The sequence below is a fragment of the Terriglobia bacterium genome (assembly GCA_020073085.1).
Classification (GTDB): domain Bacteria; phylum Acidobacteriota; class Terriglobia; order JAIQFV01; family JAIQFV01; genus JAIQFV01.
This window is the reverse complement of record JAIQFV010000019.1, coordinates 21632-37809: the sequence shown is the minus strand read 5'-3', so window position 1 is coordinate 37809 and position 16178 is coordinate 21632. Positions and strand designations below refer to the sequence as shown.

At 57.9% G+C, this 16178-nt stretch carries 9 protein-coding genes; 4 read left to right on the top strand and 5 right to left on the bottom strand.

Annotated features, from left to right (window positions below; translation table 11 throughout):
- Positions 1-119 precede the first annotated feature (119 nt).
- From LAO21_17560 to LAO21_17550, 3 genes are all read right to left on the bottom strand, one after another.
- Positions 120-2699 (bottom strand): protein kinase, encoded by a 2580-nt coding sequence (locus LAO21_17560; GenBank protein MBZ5554528.1) that lies wholly within the window; start codon positions 2697-2699, stop codon positions 120-122.
- A gap of 352 nt (positions 2700-3051) precedes the next feature.
- Positions 3052-6405, bottom strand: a complete 3354-nt coding sequence (locus tag LAO21_17555) for a hypothetical protein (GenBank protein MBZ5554527.1) — start codon at positions 6403-6405, stop codon at positions 3052-3054.
- Positions 6406-6848: 443 nt separating this feature from the next.
- Positions 6849-8873 (bottom strand): M13 family metallopeptidase, encoded by a 2025-nt coding sequence (locus LAO21_17550; GenBank protein MBZ5554526.1) that lies wholly within the window; start codon positions 8871-8873, stop codon positions 6849-6851.
- Between the two features lie 111 nt (positions 8874-8984).
- Here LAO21_17550 and LAO21_17545 point away from each other — a divergent pair, with 111 nt between their 5' ends.
- A complete protein-coding gene (locus LAO21_17545) occupies positions 8985-9173 on the top strand; it encodes a four helix bundle protein (GenBank protein MBZ5554525.1) in 189 nt (62 codons plus the stop codon).
- On the opposite strand, the gene LAO21_17540 is transcribed toward LAO21_17545, so the two are convergent.
- The gene (locus LAO21_17540; GenBank protein ID MBZ5554524.1) at positions 9110-10747 is read right to left on the bottom strand and encodes an NAD(P)/FAD-dependent oxidoreductase; all 1638 of its coding nucleotides are present in this window, start codon (positions 10745-10747) and stop codon (positions 9110-9112) included. The genes LAO21_17545 and LAO21_17540 overlap by 64 nt on opposite strands.
- A gap of 370 nt (positions 10748-11117) precedes the next feature.
- Here LAO21_17540 and LAO21_17535 point away from each other — a divergent pair, with 370 nt between their 5' ends.
- From LAO21_17535 to LAO21_17525, 3 genes are all read left to right on the top strand, one after another.
- A complete protein-coding gene (locus LAO21_17535) occupies positions 11118-11999 on the top strand; it encodes a M55 family metallopeptidase (GenBank protein ID MBZ5554523.1) in 882 nt (293 codons plus the stop codon).
- Positions 12000-12164: 165 nt separating this feature from the next.
- Positions 12165-12638 carry a DUF1203 domain-containing protein gene (locus LAO21_17530; protein MBZ5554522.1) on the top strand — a complete coding sequence of 158 codons (474 nt, stop codon included), beginning with the start codon at positions 12165-12167 and terminating at the stop codon, positions 12636-12638.
- Between the two features lie 264 nt (positions 12639-12902).
- Positions 12903-15416 (top strand): ABC transporter permease, encoded by a 2514-nt coding sequence (locus LAO21_17525; GenBank protein MBZ5554521.1) that lies wholly within the window; start codon positions 12903-12905, stop codon positions 15414-15416.
- Positions 15417-16061: 645 nt separating this feature from the next.
- Here LAO21_17525 and LAO21_17520 read toward each other — a convergent pair.
- The gene (locus tag LAO21_17520) at positions 16062-16172 is read right to left on the bottom strand and encodes an SEL1-like repeat protein (protein MBZ5554520.1); all 111 of its coding nucleotides are present in this window, start codon (positions 16170-16172) and stop codon (positions 16062-16064) included.
- Positions 16173-16178: the final 6 nt, after the last annotated feature.

Here is a 16178-nt window from a genome sequence, read left to right as displayed (position 1 = left end):
AACGCATGTACGCGGCACTCCGATTTTAGCGACGGCTCAATTCCTGGACTTAAGGGACAGACACCTAATCTCTGCCGATCTTCACTGGAGTGGAGCGAGTTGGTGTCTGTCCCTGTCTTTCATTTCAATCCTTCGACAAGGTACAGGTCGGTGAGGGTCCGATGGTAACCGTACACATAGGTCTTTCCGTCGGGCGTTAAAACGATGGGGCCGATGTGATTCACCCCGGCGGGATCGGAGGGCATGAGTTGCTCCAATAGGGTTCTTCGGCCGATGCCCAACTCTAGCCGGTAGACCTTGGCGGGCAGGTCCCCCGGGCGATAGATAAATAAGGAGCGACCATCTGCCCCCCAACTGATGGGCTCTTCACCGGGTTCAAGGCCGGATATCGGACGCGGCTCACCGCCGGCCACGGGATAGAGGTAGCCCTTCTGGTCTGGTCCGATCCCTGCCACGAGCTGTCCATCAGGAGAAAGAGTGAAGGCAGAACTGTTGATTCCTTCCGGCGTGATACCCTGCGGCTTTCCACCCGCCATGTCCTGAACAAAGAGCCGAACCCCCTGGCTGGGTGCATTTCCAGAGAAAAGGAATCGCTTGCTGTCGGGGAACCAGCATGCCCAGATATGATTGATGGATTCATTGGTCAGAGGTTTCGCCTCCCCCGCCTTAGTGGGCAAAAGAACAAATTGTCCACTGGAACTCGAAGGAAGTGAAATCACCCACTTTTCATCGGGAGACAACGCCATGGCCTGACCTGGCCCGAGTCGGATCGCGGGAGACCCATCCGTCTTGCGGAGGTAAACCGCGTAAGTCCATCCGCCCCCTTCGCCCTCCTCATCAAACAGAAGTGTTTTCCCGTCCCGGGAGAGGGCCGCCGGGTAAGAGTAATCGAGCCAGGAGAGATCGCGTTCCTTTGTTTCACCTGCAGGGAGGCCTTTGAGTTCCCGGCGCCAGCTGTCTCGCGCCAAGAGGACACGCCCGTCCTTGTAGATATCCTGGAGCGTCAAGGTGCCGGGCATTCGCGCCACCAGCCGTTCGTGTCCGGTCAAGCTGATGGCAAACACTGCCCGCGCGCTCCCTTGCCGCGTTGCGGTAAACCAGATCTCTTTCCCGTTAGCGGACCAGGCCAGGCCTTGAGTGCTGATTTGTCCCACGGAAAGGGCTTGCTTGTGGCCTTCCAGATCAACGACCGAGACCAGACCTCCATCGTCCCCGGGAAGAGGATGATCGAGAAAGGCAATGCGGTCTCCCTGGGGGGAGATTCGCGGGTGGCTGATCCATCCGTTGGTTTCGTAAAGCACCTTTCCGATCGGAAACTCAAGGCGATTCAACCCACCCACATTGCGCACCACCGCGAGATTGGTGCCGTCCGGAGACCAATCCGCCCATTGAACTTCCTCCAGCATTTCGCGGGGAGCCCCGCCTGCCAGTGGCAAACGGGCGAGGGTCCCGATACTGGTGTAAGGGCCGGAAAGGCGGGGAGCCAGAGTGACGGCCATCTCTCCTGTCGAAGAAATTGCGAGAATCTCGGTGCGTGCAAGCCCTAGCAGACGCGACTCCGGACTTTCGGGCCGCGATGCGAATATTTCAATGGGGTTCCCTTCCCAGGCGGCGCCATAGACAACGGTCTGTCCGTCAGGGGCAAATCGTGCCATGCGGATGGTGCCTCTGCGGAAGGTAAGCTGGTGATACAGCGGCGGCTTTTGCTCCCCCTGCCTGCCTGCAAAATATCCGATGCCAAGCAGGACAACAGCGGCAGCAATTATGAGCACGAGTCCCAGAAAACGATTGCGCCTCTTCGGAACGGACGCTGCGGTGGCCAGGGATGAAGCCGACAGATCGGAGAGGGATTCAAGATCAAAAGCCAGATCGCGCGCTGACTGGAAGCGCTCCTCGGGATTCTTTTCCAGGCAGTGGCGAACGATTCGTTCCAGCCCGGGCGAAACTTTTGGGTTCAGCTTCGCCAGATCCGGCGGGTCTTCCTTCAGGATGGCGGTCATGGTCTCGGCGGCCGAGTCATGTTTGAAGGCCCGTTCCCCGGAGAGCATTTCATACAGGATCGCCCCAAACGAAAAAATGTCGGAACGATGATCCGCCGGCTGACCACGAACGAGTTCGGGCGAAAGATATCCGATGGTTCCCATGACCACTCCCGGCGAGGTGCCGGTGTTTTCCGTCTGTGCGAAGGTCTGAGATCCACTTCCACTGAGGGGCTCAATGCGGGTGAGCTTGGCGAGCCCGAAATCAAGAATCTTGACGCGGCCATCCTTGGTAATGAAGAGGTTGTCGGGCTTTAAGTCGCGATGAACAACGCCCTTTTCGTGCGCGACGGCCAGGCCTCTGGCGACCTGGAGTGCGTACTCGATCGCCTTTCGGGAAGGCAGCGCTCCCCCCTTGATTCGCTCGCGCAGGGTGCTTCCTTCGAGCAGCTCCGAGACAAGGTAGGGGGAGCCGTTTTCGTTGCCAATATCGTGGACCGCCAGAATGTTGGGATGGTTCAGGGCCGCAACCGCACGGGCCTCCTGCTCAAAACGGCGCAGGCGGTCGGCTTCTCCCGCGAACGAGGAGGGGAGAATCTTGACGGCAACATCACGTCCCAGGCGCGTGTCCCGGGCCCGGTACACCTCACCCATTCCGCCCGCGCCGAGAAGCGAGAGGATTTCGTACGGTCCGAGACGACTGCCTGTGGCCAACGGCATCGATGTTCCTGATGGATAATCCAAGAAGGAGTAACTGTTATGAATCCTGAAGGGGATTGAGATTACCCTGAGGCAATGGTCCAGTCAACCAGAAAAATGAGTTGGAGAAGGACCGATGTAAAGGCCAGACTTCCGGCTTCCTCGTTAGTGCCGGCCTGTTCAGCGCGATTCCGAAATCCACGCGGGGAGCGCGCCGTGGGATTCTTACTGCGGACAAACTCAGTTCGACCTTCGATGAGAAATCTGGAGTTCGGAACTGCCCCGAATGATAGGAAGTCGAACCCGCTGGGACAAGAATCAACCCCATCCCTGAACGGGATGTCGATGTGAGCCCAGGGCATTACCCTTGAATTCATTTTCCGACAGGCAAGGGGGATCCGCTCTCGCCGAAGAAGCTCACGGCGGCACTCGATGCGCCGCTAGTGGAATTGATCAAAATGATCTGCGTGCTGTAGCCTCCGCCGTCGGCGATCTGTGGAAAAATGACCGGGCTCGGCGCCGGACGCGTCAGATCGGCAGTCGGGAACGTCGTCAACAAGCCGTCTCCCCGGGCGTTATTGAGGGACCGAAGCGTCAAGGCAGCAAAGGGAACGTTTGAGGTAATGTCCATGACTCCCTGAAATCCGTTCGACAGACCACTCAGCAACTGATCGGCAAACCGGGCCGTGTGCCCGTTGGCGGGCAGGGAAATATTCGCGACCTGCGTTGTCCCATCAGAGTTCGTGACACTGAACTGAAACGTTCGAGGTACCCCCGAGGCATCCGCGAGGGCCAGGCCGGTATTGTGCCCGCCTGATTTGTCCACGTAAATGCGGGCCCGGGTGGTCAGCGTCGAGGATGGAATCCCGGATTCGGTGATCAAGATACCCGCACTCGTGAAACCAAAAACCCCGGCACCAATCGGGGTGATGCTTCCGGCATTCGGAACCACGCGTACCGATCCAGCCCGAATGGCACTTTGACCTCCTCCGGTCGTCAAGAGCCGCGCGCCCCGAGGCGGGAGCGTATAGGAAATCGATGCGGCGGCCTGGCCCCCTTCGTTGAGAAAACTGGGCAGAGGCGCACCGTCGTCATCAAAGATTTGAATGGTACCGGTTTCTACCGTGCCGGTTGTATTCAAGAGGAAGAGAGTCGTTTGGTAGCCGCCCCCATCGACTATCTGTGGGAACAGGACCATGTCTTGAGGATCGGGTTGGGTCAGATCCGCAATGGGTGTCGTGGTAATCAGGCTTTCCTGACGTTGGTTTTCCGTGACGCGCAAGGCCAGCAACGAGAGGGGCTGGTCGCTGATCAATTCCAACGTGGCGTTCCGGGTGGCGGTGGCAAAGTCCGGGGGCAACACCAGGTCGGGAGCAAACTGATCGATGAATTTGGCGAAATGGCCATTGGCCGCCAGGGTCGTCGCGCCTTGACGGATAATGGTCCCGGTCAGATCACGCAGGATCATTTGAATGTGCGCCAGGGCGCTTCCCCGATTGACCGCCGCAACTCCGGTGTTGATATTGATTACATTGGCGTCGCGCTCGCCCGATTTGGCAGCAACATTGGTCCGAAGATCGATGAACACCTCGGCGTGGGTGGTGGGAGGCGATGCAGGCACGCCGGCTTCTGAGATGGCCTGTCCGTTTTGAGTAAAGCTGAACACGGCCGTGCCATAAGGTGTCGAACCCGAATTCACGTCGACCGTGGCATAGCCGACGGCGAGCGGGTTGCTCGTCCCTAAGCTCGTCGTGGAACTTGCGGCATTGCCGCCGAGGCTCAGATTCACCTGGCTGTGACCCACATCGAGCGTGGAAATGGTGAAGACCCCGAAGTCGGTCGCTGCGTAATAGACTCCCGGGCGGGTGGGATCCTTTGCCAAAGCGATGACCCGAGAGTTCTGCAGACCCGTGTTCATGGGGATCCAGGATCCGCTCCCAACTGTCTGTTTGAAGACGCCTGCGCCGGCCACCCCGATAAGGATCGTATTCGGGGGCGTGGGGTCGACCAGCACTGCCAGCACGTTGGGGGGATTCAGGGGGATAAGCCCCGGCAAATTGGCGTCGATGCGAGACCAGCTGGCGGCGCTGTTGGTGCTCTTAAAGATTCCACTCAATGTCCCGGCATACAATACATCGGGCGAGATTGGATCAATGGCGAGACTTCGGACAAAGGGTCCTAAGAGTCCCGAAATGCCACTCCCGGAAGAACTCCAACTCCCCCCGGCATCGATGGATTTGTATAGCCCTTGATTCGCGGCGGCGTAAAGTATGTTCGGTCGCATTGGGTCGATGACCAGGGCAGGGGTATAGCCGTTGAAGCCGGAAGGATAACCCGTGTTAGCGCCTGTCCAGGTCTTCCCTGCGTCAAGGCTCTTGAATATCCCCCCAAAAAATGTGCCGGTATAGAGGATGTCCGGGCTGGAGGGATCGATCGCGATTTGAGTGACCACGGTGCCCGCAAGATCAGTGCCGGTGGGAGACCAGGTTACACCGCCGTCCGTACTCCGATAAAAGCCGAATGAATCCGAGACTGCCAGAAAAAGTCTTGCAGGGTTGATCGGATCAACCGCGACCGCACCCCCGGATCCAGTCAAGCCAGGCGTTTGCTGGGTCCAGGTTTCACCCGCATCCTGACTTTCGAACACCCCGCCAAAATTCGCACTTGCAAAGAGATGCCCCCGGGTATCGACAGCGATACCCGTGACACTGGTCGCAAACAAGCCTCCATTGGAGGGTGACCAACTGGCGCCGCCATCTGTGCTCTTAAAGAGTCCGTCCATATCGGAAGCCGCATAAATTGTGTGTGTGTCAACGGCTAGCAGGCGTCGAATGGGGACTCCCGAAATGCCATTGCCAATTAAAGTCCAACGGGTGGCGCTCTCTTCCCGCTTGTAGATTCCTTGCTCTGATCCAGCTAAGAGGGTTCGGTCGGCAAAAGTAATCGAAACGATAGAAAGACTTGCCGGAAGACCGTCTGAACTCAGAGGCTGCCATGTGGCGCCTCCATCAGCACTCCTAAATACTCCTCCCACACCATTACTCCGGTCCACCGCCAGGTATAGATTACCCGGGTTACCTGGATCAAACCTCATTGTCGTTACTTCCAGGGTAGACAAACCAACATTGGCGGTTTGCCAGGTGTCCCCACCATTGGAACTCCTGTAGACTCCTCCACCATAATCCCCAACATAAACGTTTAGTGGATTAATTGGATCCACGGCGACCGCAAGAACACCAAGCCCGGTGAGGCCCGCACTGAGTTGGCTCCATGTCTGCCCGCCATCGAGGCTTCTGTAAATCCGAGAGTCAGATACATCCAGTCCGCCGGCGATATAAATGGTGGTTGGTGTAAGCGGATTAATTGCAATTGAGAGCAAATTGAGAATGTGCATATCAGTCGCATGCAAGGAGATGAAATCCCAATGGCCGCCCGCATTCATGCTCCTATAAACTCCGTTTAGACTCGCAGCGTAAATTGTGGCGGGAGTTTTGGGATCCACCGCCAAGGCTTGGATCATGGGAAGTGACCCGAACGCGTCAAGAGTTCCATCGTTAATCGATTGCCAGGTGGTTCCACCATCCGTGCTCTTGAATAGCCCAGCCGTTTGACTTCCCGCATACAACACACTGGAGTTTGTTGGGTCGACGGCAAGCGTAGTCAGCCCTCCCCCCTGTGGGCCATTTGTGGTCCACTCCTTCTGCCCTGCGACCAGGATGCTGTTCATTGTCAGAAAAAAAACAAAAGCAGTGAATGAGAGAGTCTTTATTGTGGACACCATAGATACCTCGCCGACTTCCAGGCGTTATGTGTTAGCGGATCAAGGACAAACACCACTGCAAGTGCTGCTTCATTCAGGACCGGGTTTATACCGCTACTGAGACGAGGGAGAAAGGGGACAAAGCCTCTTAAGGCCAGTTGAGCTCATTTGTGGACTAGAAGCCAAGATGGGGGCAGCTGGCCGATGAAAAGTGTATGACTAGGCCGATGCGGAAGCAAGAGGAATTTTTGAAGATTGCGAACGATGTCAAAAGCGACTGATCCGTTTTTCCGAATTTGATGGTGTAACAGGTCTCATCCACCGAGAATCTTGAGACCTGTCCCACCCTCATGTTTGCGATTCCTTGAAGCTCTCCGTTGAATTCCGTCTGGGCTCCACATCAATGCTAATTACCAGATACTCGGTCTGAGTTCCGCGGGCCGGACCATGGCCTCACCCGCGTTACAGCCAAAGGCTTCATAGAACTCCGGAAGGTCGCTCAGCGGCCCAATCACCCGGTACATCCCGGGGCTATGCGGATTGGTATTGAGCTGCACGCTCAATGCCTTGTCGCGGAAGGCCGTGCGCCAGACCTGCGCCCAGTTCAGGAAGAATCGCTGCTCCGGGGTAAAGCCGTCAATCGCGCCCGGCCGTCCCTTTTTCGCCAGCGCCTTTTGGAACGCTGCATAAGCGATCTTGAGTCCGCCCAGGTCGCCGATGTTCTCACCGAGCGTGAGTTTGCCGTTGACGTGCTCTCCGGGCAGGGGTTCATACGCGTCGAACTGTTTCACGATCAGGTCGGTCCTGGACTTGTAGGCGGCGCGGTCGGCCTCGGTCCACCAGTTCTTAAGATTCCCGTCAGCGTCGAACTGGCTTCCACTGTCGTCGAAGCCGTGACTCATCTCGTGACCGATCACCGCCCCGATGCCGCCGTAATTCACGGCATCATCCGCCTGCGGGTCGAAGAAGGGCGGCTGAAGGATGCCCGCGGGAAAGACGATCTCGTTCAAGGTGGAGGTGTAATAAGCGTTCACCGTGGGGGTTGTCATACCCCATTCAGTTCGATCGATGGGCTTGCCGAGCTTTGCAAGGTTACGGGCGCTCTCGAACCGCCGGGCCCGCATGAGATTCTCTGAATAAGAAGTCGGGGTAATCTCGAGCTTGGAATAATCCCGCCACTTGTCGGGGTAGCCCACCTTCACGCCGAAGGCCGCGAGCTTTCGAAGCGCCTGGGCCTTGGTTTCGGGACTCATCCACTCTAATCCCTGGATCCGGTCTTCCAGGGCGCCGCGGAGGTTTTTCACCATCTCAATCATCCTGGCCTTGGCCTCCGGACTGAAGGCCCTCTTCACGTAGAGCTGGCCCAGCGCCTCTCCCAGGCTACGGTCCGTCGCCGCTTGCACGCGCTTCCAGCGCTCTTCCTGTTCGGGAATGCCGTTCAACACCTTTCCGCGGAAGGCAAACGATTCATCCTGGAAGGCTTTGGTCAGCATATCCGCCATCGCGTTGATGACATGCCACCGCAGATAGGCGCGCCATTGTTCCGGCTGCACGGTCGTGCTCATCTCCGCGAAGGCCTTGAAGAACTCTGGCTGGCGCACGTTCAGGTCCGGAACCTGCTTCACGCCAAGTTCAACGAAGTAAGCTTTCCAACCGAAGGGGGGACCCATCCTCTCAAGTTCCGCAAGGGTCATCTTGTGGTAGGTTTTTTGCGGATCGCGATTCTCCACGCGAGTGAAGCTGGCTTTGGCGAGCTGTGTTTCTATATTCATCACCGCTTTGGCGCCGGCGGTGGCAGCCTCGGGTTTCTCGCCGGCGAGCTCCAGCATCTTCGTCACGTGATCGACATATTTGTCACGGATCTCTTTGGTCTTTGGATCTTCTTTCAGGTAGTAATCCCGGTCTGGCAGTCCCAGGCCACCCTGGTTGAGGATGCCGATGTAGCGTGTGCTTTCCTTGGCATCCTGGGCGACGATGAAGTTGAAGGCGCCGGCGAGGCCATTCAGCCGCAGTTCACCCAGAAGCACCGCGAGATCCCGGTCGCTCTTGAGAGCATCCACCTTCGTAAGCCAGGGCTTGAGCGGCGCGATGCCGGCCTTCTCGATGGCCGCCTCGTCCATGCCGCTCGCATAGAAATCTCCGACCTTCTGCTCGATGCTCCCTTTCGGCCAGTTTTTCTTCGCACTGACCTCGTCCAAAATGGACTTCAGGATGTCGCGGTTGTGGTCGGCCAACTGCGCGAAGCTGCCCCACGAGCCCTTGTCCGCGGGCACCGGATTGGCCTTGACCCAGCCTCCGTCTGCGTATTGATAGAAGTTCTCGCATGCCTTGGCGCTCGTGTCCATGTTTGCGGGATCAATCGCCTTCGAGGGTTGAGCCACCAAGCTCACTGTGGTCAAAAGAATGCTGAAAAGCATGATGAGTGTTTTGCCCATTCTTCACCTCACTGAAAGAGTCGGGAGATTATACTCGCTCGTATCACCATTGCGCATCATTGGATTTAAGAGTTGGAATTCCGCTTTCGGGTGGCGCAGTTGCTGTATGACATGACGGTGCGGTTCTGCGATCGGTACGTTGAGAAGCGCAGTCGCACGCGCGATCAGATGGCGCAGGCGGCGCGATCAAGCGTGCAGAATATCGCGGAGGGTAGCCAGCGGCACGGCGACGCCCATTACGTCCAGTGCTTCATGATCTCTCCAAAGCACTCTAGCCCGCTCGGAATGACGGCGCCGTAACCATGCCCTGGGGCGGTCCAGGCCCCGGCAAGGTACAGGTTCTTGATGGGCGTTGTATGCGGCAGCCTCCGCGGGTTCGAGTTATCGAGCGTCTGGTCCCATCCATAAATCGCCCCTCGATAATTCCCCGTGTAGCGGACGTTGGTCAACGGCGTCCCGATCTCTTGCACCTCAATGGCTTTCGACAGTCCCGGCAAAATGATCTTTTCGGCCTGCCGGATGAGCAGATTGGCCATCCGCTCTTTCTCGGCTCGGTATGCCGCCTTGTTTCCCTTCCAGTAATCACTCTCATACAGCTTCCAGTGATCAAATCCCTGGAGGGTCAGCAAGCTGACGGTGTTCTTCCCTTTGGGTGAATATCCGGGGTACAGATTATCGTAGAGGGTGATGCAGAAACCCGGATTGCTGAAATCGGCCTTCCGTGCCCCCTCGTAGCTGGCTTCGATGTCGTAGCCCGGGTCATAGAAGATTTCTGTGTCGGTGAGGCCTGCCTCGCGCACCAGGTCGCGCTTTAATCCCAGGAAAATCTGGAACGATGACAAACTGACACTGAATGTATCCATCCGGGCCAGGTAATCCTTCAGGTGCTCGTCCTTGTCGAGCAGCGTATGGAAAGTGTCGTAGGCATTCGCGTTCGACACGACAACCTTGCCCTTGTATTCATGTCCGTCGGCCGTGCTCACGCCATAAGCGGTTTCATCCTTCATCAGAATCTTTGTGACACGGTTCGAGAGCAGCACCTTGCCCCCCCGCGCCTCGATGAAGCTTACCAGCGCATTGCTGATGGTTTGGGATCGACCCTTGGGATAGAAGCCGCCCCCGGTCAAATACGAGTACGTCGGAAGACCGTAATAGATGCTCGCCAGCTTCGACGGAGGCAAGCCGAAGTATCCCCACAGCGATGAGATGACGGCCTTGAGCTTCGGGTCCTTGATCCGGGAATCAACAATCTGTCCCCACGTGCTGCCGGAGAATCGGAATAAATACGGGTAGTCCTGAGGGAAATGCATCATATCCACATTGCCCTTCTTACTGGAAAGCCCGAGAATGTCTTGTGTTACTCCCTTCATATCCTCAAATAGAGCTTTGATTCCTTCTGCTTCGGCCGGGAAACTCTTTGTCAGGGTATCAATGTAAGCCGGCAGGTTCCGGTTGGGGACCCGGATATCGTGGTTTGGAAAGATGGCGCGATAGAGTGTCGGATGAGGAACGAATTCGACGTCGGTGATTTCCGGAAATCCGGGGATGAGGTTATGAACTCCGTTTCTTTCACCGACGCCCGTCGAGTGCAACGAGACGTCAAACTCAAACCCTCCGGGACGTGTGAACCTGGTGGCGTACCCGCCGGGTTTGTCATGTTGCTCCAGCACCAGCGGCTTGAATCCTTGCCGTGCAAAGGCCGCCGCACAACTCAACCCGCCAAGCCCTGATCCAATGATCACCGCATCGAAATGTCCCTCGGGCAGGGTGGCAGCCTGGCCGATGGGAAGTGAATCCCAGTCGAGCACCCCTACCGTCATTGCTCCCATCACTGTCCTGATGAAATCCCTGCGTTTCCACTCGGTGTTTGACATGGCGCGTGGCCTCCTTCCAGAAATTGAAAAGTGTAGAAGCCGATCCACAGGAATTCAAGAATTAATTCACAAATTTCATCAAACGTCACGGTTTCGTCAGCTTTGGTAGCCTCGCCGGGCGCTCTTTGCCCGGCGGGGGTTCTTGCCTGGATGCGCGCACAACATCGAATCGCCTCCACCTTGCGGTCAAACGATCCCGCCGCCCACCCCGTGGCGGGGGTACCGGGAATTGCGACCACTTCGACTGACATGCCCACCGCCCCGCCGCAGGTCCGCGGAACTTCTCAGTCGGCGACGAATTTGGTAGAGTGATCGCGCTTGAATAGCTTCCATCACAGCTCCGGCGAACCTCTTATTGAAAGGGGAATGAATGAAACGAATTGTCCATGTATTGGCTGTCGTCGCTCTGTTAACCTTGAGCGTCAATGCGCAGGTCAAGAAGTTAAAAGTGTATATCTCCGCCGACATGGAAGGCGTGGCGGGGGTCAGCACCTGGAACGTCCAGGGCCTGCCCCCCGGTCGCGAGTACGAGCAGTTCCGCCATCTCATGACTAACGAAGTCAATGCCGCCATCCAGGGCGCTTATGATGCAGGGGCATCCGAGGTGCTGGTGAGCGATGGACACGGAGACGGTCAAAACATCGATGTCGAGAAGCTTGACCCCCGCGCGCGGCTGATTCGCGCCTGGCCTCGTCCGCTCCAAATGATGCAGGGAATCGACGGCACTTTTGATGCGGTCGTGTTCATCGGCTACCACGCCGGCGAGGGCGAAGCGGATGCGGTCCTTGCCCATACATTCTCCGGAAAAGAGACCATCAAGCTCAATGGTCAACCGGTGCCCGAAGCCGGTTTCAACGCCGCCATTGCCGGCGAATTCGGCGTCCCGGTCGTGTTCGTCTCCGGCGACCAGACGATCGTTACGGACGCCAAGCGAATGTTTGGAAACATTGAGGGCGCGGTGGTCAAGCAGGCAACGGGCTTTGCATCGGCGACGATGCTATCCCCGGAGGAGTCCAGGCGGTTGATAAGGGAAGGAGTAAAGCAAGGCATCGACCGGAGGAAAGAAATAGCCGCCTTCAAATTGTCGCATCCCATCAAACTGGAAATAACCTTCAAAGATATCGTCATGGCGGAGGTGGCGTCTTATCTTCCGGGAGTCGAGCGCGTGAACGGGAACACGATCCTGTTCACCGGACGCGACATGATCGAAGTGTCTAGGTTTCACAGCGCCGTCGCAAACATAAGGCCGTAAGCGCTTTCATTTGTCGAGCGGAGAGATGGTTCGGAGAAACCTCTCTGCCGCTGCTAATTCGACCGCAAGATTCGGATAGAAAACAACGCATACACTTGACTAAACTCTTCGTGTTGGGCAGATTTCAGAAAAACCAAAAACCTGCGCCTGCGGAGGTTCAAGACCATGACATCTGATTTTCAAATCGTTGCTCTTTCACGCGAGAATTTCGTGCATCTTTTCTCAATGAATGACGCCGAGTTAGCTGCACAGGGCGCTCGACGACTGCGCGTTGATGAAGATCCGGGTTATCCATGCAGAGTCAGTCTAATGGACGCCCCCATAGGGGAAGGTGTTATTCTGACGCCTTTTAAGCACCATAATGTTGATTCTCCGTATCAATCTGCAGGACCTGTTTTTGTTCGCGAGACGGCACAAACCGCAAGGCCCGAAGTCAACGAGATTCCGTTGATGTTCCATCACCGGCTTCTCTCCGCTCGCGCCTACGACAACACCGCGATGATGAGAGGGGCAAAGGTCGTTGAAGGGCGGTCTCTGGAAGAAGCGATCAGGCATTTCTTCTCCGACAGAGACGTTGCCTATTTGCACCTCCACAACGCAGGCGCCGGTTGTTTCAATTGCCTTGTGAAACGCCCCTGACCATACACGTCAACCAAGCGAGCTAAGCTTTCCTCTAGGGAATGCTTTGGTAGCCTCGCCGGCGTTCTTTGCCGGCGGGGGGCTTTTCCCTCGGCGCGCGCACCGCCGCTGGTTCTGTCCACCCTGCCCCCGAATGCCCCCGCCACCCACCCCGTGGCGAGGCTGCCAAAACTTTCCTCGCGGCTATACCGCCATGCTACCATCTGGCGAGATTTCACCGTTCACAATCGCACCTTCAGGCGAGTGTCCGGCGGGAAAAGAATCATGAACCAAACGAGCGACCCCGCGATTTCTTCTTCACGGTTTGGAGACGGTCATTCTGCCGAGGCATGGGCCGTGCGCGCGGCCGGGCAATTGCTTCGCGATTTTCGCTACGGCCTGCGAATGGTGGTGAAGAATCCGGCCTTTTCGGCAATCGCCGTCTTGACGCTGGCGCTCGGTATCGGGGCCAATACGGCCATTTTCACGGTCGTCAATGCGCTTTTGCTGCGTCCGCTCCCCTATGGCGACTCCAGCCGATTGGTCTACGTGTACGCGGCGCGGCCCGATACAGCGGACCAGGCGGGACCTTTTTCCTACCCGCGATTCACGTTGCTCCGCGACGCCAACCGCTCGTTTTCGGGGGTGGCCGCATTTTCAAACGAGACGTTCAATCTGACCGGCCGCGGTGATCCGGAGCAGATTTCTTCAGCCCGAGTCTCCTGGAATTTCTTTAATGTCCTGGGGGTGAACCCCTCGCTTGGCCGGACATTTATTCCTGGAGAAGGGCAGCCGGGCGGGAAGGAGGTCGCCCTCATCAGCCATTCATTGTGGAGGCGGTTCGGCGGCAATCCCCAGGTGGTCGGCCAAGCGCTGACATTGGACTCCCGCGCCTACACCATTGTCGGCGTCCTCCCGGGGGATTTTATATTCAATCTGATCGGCCCGGACGTCGACCTCTGGGTGCCCCGGGAGTTTGAATTGAATCTTGCAACCCCTGAGCGCATTCAAGCAGGAGCGGGGTACCTGGACGCGGTCGCGCGCCTCCGCGACGGTGTCACCGAAGATCAGGCGCAGGCGGAGATGAATGTGTTGACGGAGCGCTATCAAAAGGACAATCCCACCAAGGCCGATGCGGATCCGAAGCTCACGATCCTGCTCAAGGCCGTCGAGGAGGCGTTGGTGGAGGGCTTCCGTCCCGCCCTGTTCCTGCTGTTGGGAGCGGTTGGGCTGGTGTTGTTGATTGCCTGTGCCAACGTCGCCAGCCTTCTCCTCTCACGGGCCCTGGTGCGGAGGAGAGAGATCGCCGTGCGCACCGCGCTCGGCGCGAGCCGGACGACGATCGTTCGCCAACTCTTGACCGAAACTCTGGTGCTCGCGTTCCTGGGCGGAGTGCTGGGAATCCTGGTTGCATTTGCAGGCACACAGTTGCTGTCGGTTCTTGGCGGGGGCAATCTTCCTGGCTCCACCGACTTGCGCATGGATTGGCGGGTGCTTACATTCACCGCACTCATTTCCCTTTTGAGTGGTGTGTTCTTTGGCCTCATGCCGGCACTTCAAATGGCGAGGACTGACGTCGGCACGGTTCTGCACGACGAAGGGCGGGGCAGCATCGGCAGCCGGACTCGCAGCCGGGCCCGGAGTCTCCTGGTGGTGTCACAGGTGGCGTTATCGATGGTTCTGCTGGTCTTTTCGGGGTTGTTGATCCGCAGTTTTATCCGCTTATTGACCGCGTACCCCGGCTTCGATGCGAGAAATATCCTGACACTGCAGATGTCATTGCCTCCTTCAAGGTACGGGACGGCGACACAGCTGATTGCCTTTTATGACGAGACCTTGCGAAGGATGTCGTCGCTGCCGGGAGTGGAAGCCGCAACCATCTCCTCCGCACTTCCAGTCACCCCCTCACGATTCTCACCCGTGCTGGTCGAAGGGCAACCAGTGGTTCCCCTCGCGCAGCGGCCCATCTTGAGCATTCGGACCATCAGCCCGGACTATACCAAGGTGATGCGGACCCCGCTTCTGCGCGGCCGCCCGTTCACGGCGCAGGATGACGCGCATGCACCGCCGGTCGCATTGATCAACCAGGCGCTCGCGCGCCGCTTCTGGCCGAACGAAGAGCCGATTGGCAAACGCCTCTGGCTCGGCCGGCAAACGGCTCCTACGGAGGTGGTCGGTGTGCTGGGCAACGAGAAGAACATCAGCCTCACCGCCGACACCAACCCTGAGGTTTTCTTGCCATTCCCGCAATTACCCTGGTCGTCGTTGAACCTGAGCGTGCGGACGGATGTTGATCCGCACAGCATCGTCTCCCCGGTTCGTCGTGAGATTTCGGGGATTGACAAGGATCAACCGATTACCCACGTGCAGACCCTGGAGGAATTGGTGGATTCGGCCCGGGCGTCACCGCGGTTCACCATGTTCCTGTTGGGCGTCTTCGCCGGCACGGCACTCATCCTGGCCGTGGTAGGGATTTATGGGGTGGTCGCCTATTCCGTCGCGCAACGCACGCAGGAGATAGGAATCCGTTTGGCCCTCGGCGCGGCGCCGCGCGATATCTTGAGACTCGTCCTGGACCAGGGATTGATCCTGGCGGCCAGTGGGATCGGGATTGGCCTGGGCGTGTCCTGGGCGTTGACCCGGATGATGAAGAGCCTTCTTTTTGAAACCAAGACCACCGACCCAATTACCTTTGTCGCCAGTGCGTTCTTATTCACGGCGGTTGCCCTTGTGGCCAGCTATCGGCCTGCCCGCCGCGCCATGCGCGTCGATCCGGCCGGCGCACTCCGCGCGGAATAGTGCATTAAAGCATTGCTTGGGTAGCCTCGCCGGCGTTCTCTGCCGGCGGGGGCTTTTTCCCTCGAGTTGTGCACGATCGTTGGTTCCTACGCACCCCGGTCCCAAAGGCCCCCGCCACAAAAACATGGCGGGGCTACCAAAACTATCCTCAAGGCAACGCTTGGGTAGCCTCGCCGGCGTTTTCTGCCGGCGGGGGCTTTTTCCCTCCAGTTGTGCACGATCGCTGGTTCCTACGCACCCCGGTCCCAAAGGCCCCCGCCACAAAAACGTGGCGGGGCTACCAAAACTTTCCTCAAGGCAACGCTTGGGTAGCCTCGCCGGCGTTTTCTGCAGGCGGGGGCCTTTTCCCTCCAGTTGTGCACGACCGCTGGGTCCTACGCACCCCGGTCCCAAAGGCCCCCGCCACAAAAACATGGCGGGGCTACCAAAACTTTCCTCAAGGCAACGCTTGGGTAGCCTCGCCGGCGTTCTCTGCCGGCGGGGGCTTTTTCCCTCCAGTTGTGCACGATCGCTGGTTCCTACGCACCCCGGTCCCAAAGGCCCCCGCCACAAAAACATGGCGGGGCTACCAAAACTTCGCTCAAGAATACAAGGGGATAAGGTAGGGACAATTCTGAAACAGGAAACCGGATTGGAGAAGACACTCTATTTTTGGATCACCGACTGCGCTTTGCGATCTCCTCCCTCGGCGGCCCGGCGGTACCATCGCATCGCCCCGGTTTCATCCGCCGGCACTCCCTGGCCCTTTTCGTACATCTGGGG

Bases quoted from the DNA above. Each gene is read 5' to 3' on its own strand.
- LAO21_17560 (MBZ5554528.1), bottom strand. From the start codon at position 2,699: ATGCCGTTGGCCACAGGCAGTCGTCTCGGACCGTACGAAATCCTCTCG.
- LAO21_17555 (MBZ5554527.1), bottom strand. From the start codon at position 6,405: ATGAACAGCATCCTGGTCGCAGGGCAGAAGGAGTGGACCACAAATGGC.
- LAO21_17550 (MBZ5554526.1), bottom strand. From the start codon at position 8,873: ATGGGCAAAACACTCATCATGCTTTTCAGCATTCTTTTGACCACAGTG.
- LAO21_17545 (MBZ5554525.1), top strand. From the start codon at position 8,985: ATGACGGTGCGGTTCTGCGATCGGTACGTTGAGAAGCGCAGTCGCACG.
- LAO21_17540 (MBZ5554524.1), bottom strand. From the start codon at position 10,747: ATGTCAAACACCGAGTGGAAACGCAGGGATTTCATCAGGACAGTGATG.
- LAO21_17535 (MBZ5554523.1), top strand. From the start codon at position 11,118: ATGAAACGAATTGTCCATGTATTGGCTGTCGTCGCTCTGTTAACCTTG.
- LAO21_17530 (MBZ5554522.1), top strand. From the start codon at position 12,165: ATGACATCTGATTTTCAAATCGTTGCTCTTTCACGCGAGAATTTCGTG.
- LAO21_17525 (MBZ5554521.1), top strand. From the start codon at position 12,903: ATGAACCAAACGAGCGACCCCGCGATTTCTTCTTCACGGTTTGGAGAC.
- LAO21_17520 (MBZ5554520.1), bottom strand. From the start codon at position 16,172: ATGTACGAAAAGGGCCAGGGAGTGCCGGCGGATGAAACCGGGGCGATG.